At 70.6% G+C, this 12,928-nt stretch carries 12 protein-coding genes; 9 read left to right on the plus strand and 3 right to left on the minus strand.

What is annotated here, in order from left to right; translation table 11 throughout:
- The first annotated feature begins 51 nt into the window (after window positions 1-51).
- The 5 genes from LQK89_RS08410 to LQK89_RS08430 all read left to right on the plus strand — a co-directional run bounded on the left by LQK89_RS08410 (window position 52) and on the right by LQK89_RS08430 (window position 6,074).
- Window positions 52-462 (plus strand): preprotein translocase subunit YajC, encoded by a 411-nt coding sequence (locus LQK89_RS08410; RefSeq protein ID WP_175325934.1) that lies wholly within the window; start codon window positions 52-54, stop codon window positions 460-462.
- Window positions 463-553: 91 nt separating this feature from the next.
- Window positions 554-2,308 (plus strand): protein translocase subunit SecD, encoded by a 1,755-nt coding sequence (gene secD / locus LQK89_RS08415; protein WP_231050740.1) that lies wholly within the window; start codon window positions 554-556, stop codon window positions 2,306-2,308.
- Window positions 2,308-3,312, plus strand: a complete 1,005-nt coding sequence (gene secF, locus LQK89_RS08420) for a protein translocase subunit SecF (protein WP_231050741.1) — start codon at window positions 2,308-2,310, stop codon at window positions 3,310-3,312. Before secD ends, secF begins: the two co-directional genes overlap by 1 nt.
- Window positions 3,312-3,677 (plus strand): rhodanese-like domain-containing protein, encoded by a 366-nt coding sequence (locus LQK89_RS08425; RefSeq protein WP_114851181.1) that lies wholly within the window; start codon window positions 3,312-3,314, stop codon window positions 3,675-3,677. Before secF ends, LQK89_RS08425 begins: the two co-directional genes overlap by 1 nt.
- Window positions 3,678-3,734: 57 nt before the next feature.
- Entirely contained in the window at window positions 3,735-6,074 is a 2,340-nt protein-coding gene (locus tag LQK89_RS08430) for a RelA/SpoT family protein (RefSeq protein ID WP_231050742.1), read from the plus strand.
- Window positions 6,075-6,089: 15 nt separating this feature from the next.
- Here LQK89_RS08430 and LQK89_RS08435 read toward each other — a convergent pair whose 3' ends face one another.
- The 3 genes from LQK89_RS08435 to deoC all read right to left on the minus strand — a co-directional run bounded on the left by LQK89_RS08435 (window position 6,090) and on the right by deoC (window position 8,595).
- Window positions 6,090-6,644, minus strand: coding sequence for a hypothetical protein (locus LQK89_RS08435; RefSeq protein WP_231050743.1), 555 nt, complete (start codon window positions 6,642-6,644; stop codon window positions 6,090-6,092).
- Window positions 6,645-6,760: 116 nt separating this feature from the next.
- Complete coding sequence (locus LQK89_RS08440; protein ID WP_058743040.1) at window positions 6,761-7,711, minus strand: ROK family protein; 951 nt, start codon at window positions 7,709-7,711, stop codon at window positions 6,761-6,763.
- A gap of 137 nt (window positions 7,712-7,848) precedes the next feature.
- Entirely contained in the window at window positions 7,849-8,595 is a 747-nt protein-coding gene (gene deoC / locus LQK89_RS08445) for a deoxyribose-phosphate aldolase (RefSeq protein ID WP_174778462.1), read from the minus strand.
- Between the two features lie 42 nt (window positions 8,596-8,637).
- On the opposite strand from deoC, the gene LQK89_RS08450 reads away from it, so the two are divergent.
- The 4 genes from LQK89_RS08450 to LQK89_RS08465 all read left to right on the plus strand — a co-directional run bounded on the left by LQK89_RS08450 (window position 8,638) and on the right by LQK89_RS08465 (window position 12,870).
- The gene (locus LQK89_RS08450) at window positions 8,638-10,170 is read left to right on the plus strand and encodes an SDR family oxidoreductase (protein WP_231050744.1); all 1,533 of its coding nucleotides are present in this window, start codon (window positions 8,638-8,640) and stop codon (window positions 10,168-10,170) included.
- On the plus strand, window positions 10,167-10,769 hold the full coding sequence (locus LQK89_RS08455; protein WP_058743211.1) for a GDSL-type esterase/lipase family protein: 603 nt from the start codon (window positions 10,167-10,169) through the stop codon (window positions 10,767-10,769). The genes LQK89_RS08450 and LQK89_RS08455 overlap by 4 nt, the downstream gene beginning before the upstream one ends.
- On the plus strand, window positions 10,769-11,209 hold the full coding sequence (locus LQK89_RS08460; protein WP_229666691.1) for a DUF6804 family protein: 441 nt from the start codon (window positions 10,769-10,771) through the stop codon (window positions 11,207-11,209). The genes LQK89_RS08455 and LQK89_RS08460 overlap by 1 nt, the downstream gene beginning before the upstream one ends.
- Before the next feature lie 107 nt (window positions 11,210-11,316).
- A complete protein-coding gene (locus tag LQK89_RS08465; RefSeq protein ID WP_174778461.1) occupies window positions 11,317-12,870 on the plus strand; it encodes a stealth conserved region 3 domain-containing protein in 1,554 nt (517 codons plus the stop codon).
- The last annotated feature ends 58 nt before the right edge of the window (window positions 12,871-12,928 follow it).

The following is a 12,928-nucleotide window of genomic DNA, read 5'->3' on the forward strand; positions in this document are numbered from 1 at the left end:
CCCTAGACTGCTACGGCCCGAAGCCGAGCAACCAGAGAAGGCAACGCCATCATGGATCAATCCATCTTCCTCATCGTCATCATCGTCGCGTTCGCCGCCTTCATGTTCTACAGCAGCCGGAAGCGCAAGAAGCAGCAGGCCGAGCTGCAGACGAAGATGCAGCCGGGCGCCCGCGTCATGCTCTCCTTCGGCCTCTACGGCACGCTGCTCTCCGTCGACGACGAGAAGGTCACCGCCGACGTCGAGATCGCCCCGGGCACCGTCGTGACGGTCCACCGTCAGACGCTCTCCCGCGTGGTCGACGACAACGCCTCCGACGTCGACGAGACCGTGACCACGGACGACGCAGCCGCGGCTCCGGTCCTGGACCTCGGCAAGGACGACCGTCGCGACGAGCCGGAGTTCGGGCAGCGCGTCGAGCCGACCGAGACCGACGCGGCGAAGCGCAAGACCGAAGACTGACACCCCCGGGCCACCGGGTCCTCGTGACCCGGTGGCCTCACTCCTGCCGCCGGCGTCGCCGTCGGTCCTGAACAGAAAGACGAGACGACCGGTGGCACGATCGACACCCGTCAAGAAGGCGTTGCGCTCGCTCACCTGGTTGGTGATCATCATGGCCGCACTCGCGGGCCTGAACACCGCCGCATCGGTGCTGGCAGCGAACACCAAGGACGACACCGGCAAGTGGTTCGCCGGCGCGAGCTGGGTGCCGGAGCTGGCGCTCGACCTGCAGGGCGGCACGCAGCTGACGCTCGCGGCGCAGAACACGCAGGGCGGCTCGGTGACGTCGCAGCAGCTCAACCAGGCGGTCAACATCATCCGCCAGCGCATCAACGCCACGGGTGTCTCCGAGTCGCAGATCAACACGCAGGGCACGAACAACATCGTCGTGTCCATCCCGGGCAAGCCGGACAAGGCGACCATCGACCGCATCGAGGCCGCCGCCAAGCTCACCTTCCGCCCGGTGCTGTACACCGAGGCCGCGACGAGCACCTCGGTCGGGGGCGCGAACGGCTCCTCCGCGTCGCCGACGCCGTACACCCCGCCCGCGTCGCTCGAGGCGACGCCGACCGCGAAGGCGACGAACGGCAGCGACCTCTCACAGGTCACGCCCGCGCTGCAGGACCTGTACACGAACTACAACTGCAAGGCCCCGGACGACGTCACGACGGCACCCGACGACGAGCCCCTCGTCACCTGTGACCAGGACGGCGCCGCGAAGTACATCCTCGGCCCGGTCGAGGTCTCCGGCTCCGGCATCAGCAACGCGACCTCCGGGCTCGCCACCGACTCGCAGGGCGCGACGACCGGCCAGTGGGCCGTCAACCTGACCTTCAAGGGCAAGGCCTCGGACGACTTCCGCGAGGTCACCAGCCGCCTGGTCAAGCTCCAGCCGCCGCAGAACCAGTTCGCCATCGTCCTCGACGGCACGGTCATCACCGCGCCGGCGTCGAACGCGGCGATCACCAACGGCAAGGCGCAGATCACCGGCAACTTCACCGCGGAGACCTCGAAGACCCTCGCGGACCAGCTGAAGTACGGCGCGCTGCCGATCAACTTCCAGGTGCAGTCGAACGAGAACATCTCCGCGACGCTCGGCACCGCGCAGCTCGTCGGCGGTCTCGTCGCCGGTCTGATCGGTCTGATCCTCGTCGTGATCTACTCGATCATCCAGTACCGCGCGCTGGCGTTCGTCACGGTCCTGTCGCTCGGCGTCGCCGCGGTGATCACCTACCTGGTCATCGCGATCATGTCGTGGCGCGTCGACTACCGGCTCTCGCTCGCGGGCGTCGCGGGCCTCATCGTGGCCATCGGCATCACGGCGGACTCGTTCATCGTCTACTTCGAGCGCATCCGTGACGAGCTCCGGGACGGCCGCGGGCTCGAGAGCGCGGTGGAGTCCGGTTGGAAGCGGGCGCTCCGTACGATCCTGGCGTCCGACTCGATCAACTTCCTCGCCGCCGTGGTGCTGTACATCCTCGCGGTCAGCGACGTGAAGGGCTTCGCGTTCACGCTGCTCCTCACCACGCTCATCGACGTCGTCGTGGTCGTGCTCTTCACGCACCCGATGATGCAGCTCATCGCCCGCAGCCGGTTCTTCGGCGAGGGCCACCGGTTCAGCGGACTCGACCCGTCCGCCCTCGGCGCGGTCTACCGCGGTCGCGCGCAGTTCCGCGCTCCCGTGGTCGACGGCAAGCGCCAGCGCAGCGCGGGCGAGGCCCAGCGCCGCCAGACGATCGCGGAGCGGAAGGCCCAGCAGGCCTCCGGCGCGCAGGACGGCACGACGCCGGACGGGAAGGACGACTGATGGCCAGCTTCAGCCAGTTCGGCAGCGACCTCTACACGGGCAAGCGCTCGTACGACATCGTCGGCCGACGCAAGACGTGGTACCTCGTCGCGATCATCGCGATCGTCGTGTCCCTCACGGTGCCGTGGCTCCGCGGCGGGTACCAGCTCGGCATCGAGTTCACCGGCGGCTCCGAGTTCACGATCTCGAACGCGGGTTCGACCGACCAGTCGATCGCGACCCGGACCGTCGAGTCGATCGTCCCCGAGGGCATCCCGCGCGTCTCGCAGGTCGGCCAGGACGGCATCCGCGTCCAGACCGAGCAGCTGACCGACCGCGAGACCACCCAGGTGCAGGACGCCCTCGCGAAGGCGTACGACGTCTCCGACGACCAGGTCGCCTCGACGTACATCGGTGCGACGTGGGGTGCCGACGTGCTCGCCCAGGCGATCCGCGGACTCGTGATCTTCCTCGTGCTCGCCGCCGTCGTCATGGCCCTGTACTTCCGCACGTGGAAGATGTCCGTGTCCGCCATGGTGGCGCTGCTGCACGACCTGCTCATCACGGCGGGCGTGTACGGCATCGTCGGGCTCGAGGTCACGCCCGCCGCGGTCATCGGCTTCCTGACGATCCTCGGGTACTCGCTGTACGACACCGTGGTGGTGTTCGACAAGGTGCGTGAGAACACGAGCCAGGAGTCGCACCGGACCTTCGTCCAGTCGGTGAACCTCGCGGTGAACCAGACTCTCGTCCGGTCGATCAACACCTCGGTCGTGGCCCTGCTGCCCGTCGCGGCGATCCTGTTCATCGGCTCCTACGTGCTCGGCGCCGGCACGCTGCGGGACATCTCGCTCGCGCTGTTCATCGGCATCATCGTGGGCACGTACTCGACGATCTTCATCGCGTCGCCGATGTACGCCCACCTGCGCGAGAACGAGCCGAAGATCAAGCAGGCCGACGCCAAGAAGCGGCAGGCCGCCGAGAAGCGGCAGCGCGAGGTCGACGCGACCGCCGAGGCCGTCTGATGGCGGTCGAGGTGCACGACGTCGACGTCGCCGAGGCTCGTCGCCGTATCGATGCCGGTGCGCGGCTGTTCGACGTCCGCGAGCAGGGGGAGTGGGACGAGGTCCACGCTCCCGAGGCGACGCTGGTGCCCATGTCGGAGCTCGTCGCCCGCTGGCAGGAGATCGACGGGGGCGATCAGCCCGCGATCGTCGTCTGCCACTCCGGCGGCCGGTCCGCCCGGGTCGTCGCCGCGCTCGAGCAGTCGGGCGTCCCCGCGGTGAACCTCGTCGGCGGGATGACCGCGTGGGAGCAGGCCGGCGAGCCGGTCGTCCGCGCGGGTGCCACCGCCGAGGACGCCCAGGGCGAACCGCGTCACGAGCACTGACCGGACGCGCGTAGTCTTGCTGGACCGTACCCGGACACCGGTCGTTGGAGGCGCATCATGACGGACACCCGTGAGTCCACGCCCCAGGGTGCGACCGAGCCCGGTGCGAGCCGACCCGGCTCGGCGCCGCGGCCGACGAGTCCGCTCGGTCCGAACACGACCGGGAACATCGGGTCGCTCCGGTCCCTGCTGCCGCGGCTCTTCTCGCGGGCGCAGCCGGCCGGCGCCGTCGACACGCTGATCCGGACGGTGCGGTCGCACCACCCGAAGGCCGACGTGACGCTCATCGAGCGGGCGTACTCGGTCGCGGAGCGTGCGCACGACGGGCAGAAGCGCAAGTCGGGCGAGCCGTACATCACGCACCCGGTGGCGGTCGCGCAGATCCTCGCCGACCTGGGGATCGGCACGATCACGATCGCCGCAGCGCTGCTGCACGACACCGTCGAGGACACGGACTACCAGCTCGACGAGCTCCGCGCCGACTTCGGCGACGAGATCGCGATGCTCGTCGACGGCGTCACGAAGCTCGACAAGGTCAAGTACGGCGACAGCGCCCAGGCCGAGACCGTCCGCAAGATGGTGATCGCGATGTCGAAGGACATCCGGGTGCTCGTCATCAAGCTCGCGGACCGTCTGCACAACGCCCGCACGTGGGGCTTCGTCGAGTCCGCCTCCGCCACGCGCAAGGCGAAGGAGACGCTCGAGATCTACGCGCCCCTGGCGCACCGACTCGGCATCCAGATGATCAAGCTGGAGCTCGAGGACCTGTCGTTCGCGGTCCTGCACCCGAAGCTCTACGTCGAGATCGACAGCCTGGTCAAGGAGCGCCAGCCGAAGCGCGAGCAGTTCGTGCAGAACGTGATCGGCACCCTCAAGAAGGACCTGAAGGCGTCGAAGATCCGCGGCGACGTGATGGGCCGGCCGAAGCAGTACTACTCGATCTACCAGAAGATGATCGTCCGCGGGCGCGAGTTCGACGAGATCTACGACCTGGTCGGCATCCGCGTGCTCGTCCCGACCGTGCGCGACTGCTACGCGATGCTCGGTTCGGTGCACGCCCGCTGGACCCCGCTGCCCGGGCGTTTCAAGGACTACATCGCCACCCCGAAGTTCAACCTGTACCAGTCGCTCCACACCACGGTGCTCGGACCCCAGGGCCGCGCGGTCGAGATCCAGATCCGCACGCACGAGATGCACCAGCGCGCCGAGTTCGGTGTCGCGGCGCACTGGAAGTACAAGCAGCGTGCGCAGGGCCGTGACGTCGACACGAGCACCACCGACGACCAGGACATGGCGTGGCTCGCCCACATCACCGACTGGCAGGCGGAGACGAGCGACCCGGGGGAGTTCCTCGACTCGCTCCGGTACGAGATCGGCGCGAAGGAGACGTACGTCTTCACGCCGCAGGGCAAGGTCATCGGGCTGCCCGCCGGCGCGACCCCGGTCGACTTCGCCTACGCGGTGCACACCGAGATCGGGCACCGCACCATGGGTGCCAAGGTCAACGGCCGCCTGGTGCCGCTCGAGAGCCAGCTGTCCAGCGGCGACGTCGTCGAGATCTTCACGTCGAAGAACCCCGACTCGGGCCCGAGCCAGGACTGGCTGACGTTCGTCCGCAGTCCGCGCGCGCGGAACAAGATCAAGCAGTGGTTCACCAAGGAGCGCCGCGAAGAGGCGATCGAGCAGGGCCGCGACGCCATCGCTCGGGCGATGCGCAAGCAGAACCTACCGCTCCAGCGCATCATGAGCCAGGACTCCATCTCCGAGGTGGCCTCGGCGATGCGCTACGAGGACGTCTCGGCGCTCTACGCGGCGATCGGCGAGGGACACGTCTCCACGCAGTCGGTCATCGAGAAGATCCTCGCGGGCGTCCAGACCGAAGCCGAGACCGACGAGCCCGAGCTCGCGTTCCCGCGGCAGGTCACGAGCCGGCAGCTCCGCAACAGCGACAGCGGGGTGCTCGTGCGCGGTGCGCCCGACATCCTCGTCAAGCTCGCCAAGTGCTGCACCCCGGTGCCGGGCGACCAGATCGTCGGCTTCATCACCCGCGGCCAGGGCGTCTCGGTGCACCAGGCCTCGTGCACGAACGTGAAGTCGCTCATGAACGAGCCCGACCGCATGATCGAGGTCGAGTGGGCACCGTCGTCCAAGTCGGTGTTCCTCGTGCAGATCCAGATCGAGGCGCTCGACCGCTCCGGTCTGCTCAGCGACGTCACGCGGGTCCTGACCGACCACCACGTCAACATCCTGTCCGCCACCGTCTCGACCTCGTCGGACCGCCTCGCGCTGAGCCGCTTCGTGTTCGAGATGGGCGACACGACCCACCTGGACCGGGTGCTCAACGCGGTGCGGCGCATCGACGCGGTCTACGACGTCTACCGCGTCAGCGCCGGCTGACGTGACAGCAGCCGATCACCCACCGAGCGGTGCGTCCAGGAGCGCGTCGAGCCGCCGGGCGGCCTGACGGACCATCGGGACGGTCCCGAGCGCGTCCAGCGCGGCCAGGACCGCCTCAGGCTCGGTCGCACCCACCGCGAAGAGCCCCCGCACGGCGTCCGCGGCGTCCGGGTCGAGGTCCCCGATGGCGCGGAGCAGGTCGACGACCGTGCGGACCGGTGTCGTCACACGCACGCCGTCGAGCGCCACGGTGTCCTCGGGCCCGACGCGTACCTGCCGCACGCGCACGGTCGTCACGTCGGCGACCCGGATGCCGAGGGGTGCGGCCGCCTCCGCCGGCTCCGGAGCACACGACCGACCGCCCCAGATCCACGCCGCACTGCCACCGCACGCGACGAGCCGACGATCGGGCACGTCGACCGCCCAGGATTCGGCACGGAGCGACGGCACCTGAGTCTCGGCGACGGAGGCCCAGCAGGACCCCACCGGCACGAGCTCACCGGCGAGCACGGCGGCGCGGAGCTCCGCCTCCGGCCAGTCCGTACTGGTCAGGAGTCGGGACGACGGCACCCGGCCATCCTGCCGGAGCGTGCGCCGGCAGGACAGCCTCTGTGGACAACCGCCGGCGCCGTCGGCGCACGACGGCAGCCGCAGGACCTCAGCCGCAGGACCTCAGCCGCAGGACCTCAGCGCAGGACGTCGGCGCGGTGCACGAGCGCGGCGGCGCCGATCAGCGGGCCGTCCTGCGACAGCCCCGTCGGCACGATGCGCACCTTGGTGACGAAGCCGAACTCGACCCGCTCGGCGACAGCCTGGCGGGCGTACTCGAACAGGTCGGGGGAGACGTGGGAGAACCCGCCGCCGATGGCGACGACCTCGAGGTCGACCAGACTGGTCGCCGCGGCGATCGCCTGCCCGAGGGCGCGGCCGCTGCGCTTGACGGCGGCCACCGCGACCTCGTCGCCGGCGGCGTAGGCGGCCGCGAGCTCCTCGCCGGTGGTCCCCGTGAACCCCTGGCGCTGCGCCCAGGCGACCGTCTTCGGGCCGCTCGCGACGGCTTCGAGGCAGCCGGTGCCACCGCACGCGCACGGGTCGTCGAACCCGCCGCACTCGACGTGTCCGACGTGCCCGGCGTTGCCGGTCGGGCCGCTGACGGTCCGGCCGTGCAGGATGAGTCCGCCGCCGACCCCGGTCGAGACGATCATGCCCATCACGTGGTCGTGTCCCTGCGCGGCGCCCACCCAGTGCTCGGCGAGCGTGATCGCGAGGCCGTCCATGCGAAGGGTGACCGGGACGTCGGCGGGGACGTGGGCAGCGACGCGATCGCGGAGCGGGTACCCGCGCCACACCGGCATGTTCAGCGGCGAGACGAGCCCGTGCTGCTCGTCCACGGGACCAGCGGAACCGACGCCGACACCGACGAGCACGCCGTCCGCCGGCAGTGCGGCGAGGGCGCTCGTCACGACCTCGTCGACGGCTGCCTGCAGTTCCTCGGACGTGCGTCCCGGCCCGGTGGGGCTGCGGAAGCGCGTGGCCGGCAGGACGACGCCGGCGTCGGTCACGAGGGCCGCTTCGACCTTCGTGCCGCCGAGGTCGACGGCCAGGGCGAGGGGGACGGGGACGGTGCTGTCGGTCATGCGCGCTCCGATGCGGCGGACGGGAGGCTCGGGGCGGCCGGTCGACGCATCGTCGCGCCCGGTACGACCCGGCCCGGTGCGGGTCGGTCAGGTGGTGCGGTCCCGGCCGCGGGTGCGGTCGGGACGGGTGGATCTGCTCAGTAGGACGAGGAGTCGTCGCCGAGCGACGAGGCGGCTCCGGTCTGTGCGCGGTGCGCGACCTCGTCGAGGATGCGCGCCGAGGCGCTCGTCCCGATGCGGTCGGCGCCGGCCTCGACCATCTCGAGCAGCGTGTCGAGACCGCGCACACCGCCGGAGGCCTTCACCCCAGTGCCTGCGCCGACGGTCTCGCGCATGAGCCGGATGTGCGGGGCGGTCGCACCGCCGCCGGCGAACCCGGTCGACGTCTTCACGAACGCCGCGCCCGCTGCCTGGGCGGCACGCGAGGCGGCGACGATCTCGTCGTCGGTCAGGAACGCGGTCTCGAGGATGACCTTCACGACGGTGTCCCCGGCGGCCTGGACGACCGCGCGGACGTCGTCCTCGACGCGCTGCCAGTCGCCGGACTTCGCGGCACCGATGTTCTGCACCATGTCGAGCTCGAACGCGCCGTCTGCCAGGGCCTGCAGCGACTCGGCGACCTTGGCGCCGGTGGACGTGGTGCCGTGCGGGAAGCCGATGACCGTCCCGACGCCGACCCCGGTGCCGGTCAGGCGCTCCACGGCGTGCGCGACGTCGCTCGGGCGGACACACACGCTGAAGACCCGGTACGCCGCGGCCTCGTCGAGCTGGGCGTCGACGTCGGCGCGGGTGAGCTCGGGCTTCAGGATCGCGTGGTCGATGAGGGCTCGCACGGCGTCGGCGTCGATGGCGTGCGTGTCGATGGGGAGCGCTGCGTTGTCCACCCGGCAAGCCTACCCGGAGGCGACCGGCGTACCGTGCCCCGCATGCACGTCCTCGTCACCGGCGCCACCGGGTACATCGGCGGCCGACTCGTCCCCCGTCTCCTCGAGGCCGGACACCAGGTCCGGGTGTTCGTGCGGACCCCCCGGAAACTCCAGGACGTTCCCTGGCACGACGACGTCGAGGTGGCGCAGGGTGACCTGCAGGACGCCGCCGGCGTCCGGTCCGCCGTCGACGGCGTCGAGGCGGTCTACTACCTCGCCCACGCGATGGGGGCCGACGGCGACTTCGAGCAGGCCGAGCGCCAGGCCGTCGAGACGATGGCGCGCGAGGCGAAGTCCGCCGGGGTCCGGCGCTTCGTGTACCTCGGCGGGCTGCACCCCGACGGCGAGCTGTCGAAGCACCTGCGGAGCCGGAAGGAGGTCGGGGACGTGCTGCTCGCCTCCGGCGTCCCCACGATCGCGTACCAGGCGGGCGTCGTGATCGGCTCCGGGAGCACCTCGTTCGAGATGATCCGGCACGTGACCGACGTCCTGCCGTGGATGCCCGCCCCGCGGTGGGTCCGCAACCGGATCCAGCCGATCGCCGTCCGGGACGTCCTGTACTACCTCGTCGCCGCGCTCGACATCCCGGCCGACGTCAACCGCACGTTCGACATCGGCGGCCCGGACGTCCTGAAGTACGGGCAGATGCTCAACGGCTACGCGGTCGAGGCGAAGCTGCCGCAGCGGCGGTTCACGGTGCTCCCGGTGCTCACGCCCGGGCTCTCCGCGCACTGGTTCAACATCGTGACGCCCATCCCACGGAAGCTCGCGACGCCGATCATCGAGTCGTTGCAGTTCGAGTGCATCCAGCGCGAGCACGACATCGACGACGTCGTGCCGCGACCCGAGGGCGGCCTGACGTCCTACCGACGAGCGGTGCGGCTCGCACTCGCCCGGATGCGGAAGGGCGAGGTCGAGACGAGCTGGCGGAGCGCCACGCTCGCGGCGACCCCCGCGGACCCGCTGCCGAGCGACCCGGACTGGGCCGGGCACACCGTCTACGTCGACGACCGCCGCCGGCACACCTCCGCGTCCGCCGAGGACGTCTGGCGCGTCGTCGAGGGCATCGGAGGCGACAACGGGTGGTACTCGTTCCCGCTCGCCTGGGTCGCCAGGGGCTGGATGGACAAGCTCGCCGGCGGGGTGGGCCTGAGCCGCGGCCGCCGCGACCCGAAGCGCCTGGAGCAGGGCGACGCCCTGGACTGGTGGCGGGTCGAGCGCCTCGAGCGTGGGCGGTACCTGCGCCTGCGCGCCGAGTTCAAGTCGCCGGGTCGCGCCTGGCTCGAGATGACCGTCACACCGAGTGACGGCGGTGGGAGCGACTACCACCAGCGGGCGATCTACTTCCCGCAGGGGCTGTCCGGCCGGCTCTACTGGTACTCGATCCTGCCGTTCCACGGGGTGATCTTCCCCGGCATGGTGGAACGCATCACGGCTGCCGCCGAGCGCGAGTCCGAGCACACGGAGTCGACGGGGCGCAACTGGACCCAGCACAATGGGTCCGAGGCACCCGTCCACGAGGAGGCAGCATGACCGATCGGCCAGCCACGACCGAGGGACACGGACCGCTCCTGTTCCTGGGTGACAGCATCACCGAGCAGGGCTCCTGGGACGCCTGGCTCCCGGGTGAGCACGTCGTCAACCAAGGAATCGGCGGGGACACCACCGACGGCGTCCTCGAGCGTCTGGACGCCGTCGTCGCCGAGCAGCCGGAGGCGATCGTCCTGCTCATCGGCACCAACGACTTCGGCAACCACCGCGCGAGCGTCGAGCACGTCGTCCGCGGCGTCGAGTCCGTCCTCGTGACGCTCCGCCGCGAACTGCCTGGCGTCCGCCTGCTGCTCGTGTCGATCCTGCCCCGACAGGCCGAGTGGGCGGCGAAGATCGACGCGGCCAACCGGCACCTGCGCCAGTTCGTCGCCACCTGCCACGCGCAGTACCTCGACCTCTGGCCCGCCCTCGCGGACGGCGACCACCTCGACGAGCGGTACACCGACGACGGCCTGCACCTGACCGAGGACGGCTACCGCGCCGTCGTCGCGGAGCTCGAACCCGCCCTCGAGCGGCTCCGGGGCCTCCCGCCGATGTCGCGCCCGATCCAGGCGATCGACCTCGAGGAGGCCGGCGCCTGATGGCACGGAAGGGTCGGCCCCCGGCGGGGTCGTCGCTCACCGGTGTGCCCTCGTCGCGACCGGGCACCGCCGGCCGCGGGGCGACCACCGCGAAGACCACCCCGCCGTTCACGCGGCCCGCCCTCGCGCCGTCGCTCATCGCGGCGATGCTCCTGCTGGCGTTCGTGGCGATCATCGACTCGTCGGCGTTCGTGTTCGTCCGGTGGGGCGTGACCGTGCTCGCGCTCATCGTGCTCGTCTTCGCGGTGCGCGGACGCACGTGGTGGGCCGCCGTGGCCATGGCGGCCGTCGCGGTCTGCTGGAACCCGGTCGTCGTCGTGCCGATCCCGGGGCAGGTCTGGGCCGCCCTGCAACTCGTCGTGGCCGCGCTGTTCGTCGCTGTCGGGATCCTCGTCAAGGTGCCGCGTCAGGCAGACGCGAGCAGCGCCTCCAGGCCGTAGCGCACCACGTCGGCGGCGCGAGCCGACCCGCCGACCGGGGTGACCGCCGGACGGTAGGATCACAGGAGCCGGGCGCAGGGCCCGGCGACACGATCCGAAGGGCATGGATGAGCCACGAGACCGAGCCGGCGACCGAGAGTCCTCTGCTGAACCCTCGACCGTCCTCGGGCGGTCTCGATCGTCCCGACGTCGTCGTCCGCAAGGGACGGCTGACCCTGGTCAACGGGCACCTGACGCCCCAGCAGTCGATGATCGAGGACCTCCTGTTCCTCGACGACGCGCTCACCGCCGGCGACGTCGACCACCTGCTCATCCGCGGCAACGACCAGCGCCCCGTGATCGCGGTCGACGAGCGCGACCGCCAGCGGGCCGAGAGCGCCGTGATGGCCGCCTCGGCGAACGAGCCGTTCTACGCCAAGCCGCCGGGCAAGCCCGCGGTGCTCGTCATCGACGACGGGCTCGGTCCGGTCGAGGAGCCGGTCCTGCGGGTGTTCCGCCCCCGCCTCGAGCCCCTCGGACGCCTGCGCTACGGCGCGGAGACGAGCGTGCAGCTCGAGTTCTGGCGCGTCACCGACACCGAGGTGCTCGCGCCGAAGGAGAACGCCCTCATGCGGCGGTCCCTGCCGATCGAGGAGTTCGTCGTCGTCGACATCGAGCGGTACGGCCGCACGTGGCGCACCGTCGAGCACATGTTCGAGGACCACGTGTCGGACATCCGCTTCCCGATCGACATCGTCTTCTCGTGGGTCGACGGCAACGCGATCGAGTACCAGCGCGCCCGCCAGGCCGCGCAGGCGAACGCCGTGCTGGGGGAGGGCGACGACGCCCCCGCTCGCTTCCGGCAGATCGACGAGCTGAAGTACGCGCTCCGATCGGTGCACACCTTCGCCCCTTGGATCCGGCAGATCTACATCGCCACCGACTCGCCGGCGCCGCACTGGCTCGCCGACCACCCGAAGGTGCGGATCGTCCGGAGTGAAGAGTTCTTCGCGGACCCCTCCGTGCTGCCCACGCACAACTCGCAGGCCGTCGAGTCGCAGCTGCACCACATCCCGGGCATCAGCGAGCACTTCATCTACTCGAACGACGACATGTTCTTCGGTCGCTCGGTCGACCCGTCGGTGTTCTTCAGCCCGGGGTCGGTCACGAAGTTCATCCTCGCGACGACCCGGATCGGGCTCGGCTCGAACAACCCGGCTCGCAGCGGGTTCGAGAACTCCGCCCGGGTGAACCGTCGCCTGCTCCAGCAGCGCTTCGGCGCGGTGACCACGAGGCACCTCGAGCACGCACCCACGCCGCTCCGGGCGTCGATCATGACCGAGATGGAGCACGAGTTCGCGGACGAGTTCCGGGCGACTGCGGCGTCGCGCTTCCGGGCCGCCGACAACATCTCGGTGACGAACTCGCTGTACCACTACTACGCACTGCTGACCGGTCGCGCGATCATGCAGGAGAACGCCACCGTCCGGTACGTCGACACGACGATGCAGTCCGGGCTCAAGGCGCTCGACGACCTGCTCAAGAAGCGGAACGTCGACTTCTTCTGCCTGAACGACGGCAGCTTCCCCGAGGTCTCGGACGAGGAGCGGACAGCGCGCGTCACGGACTTCCTGGAGCGGTACTTCCCGTTCCCGGCGCCGTGGGAGCGCACCGCGGAGTAGCGCTGGCGCCCGGCGCCGGGCGAGCCGAGTGATGGGCGCCGAGTGTGCCAGATCTGGG

The organism is Curtobacterium sp. C1, assembly GCF_021049325.1.
Taxonomy (GTDB): domain Bacteria; phylum Actinomycetota; class Actinomycetes; order Actinomycetales; family Microbacteriaceae; genus Curtobacterium; species Curtobacterium citreum.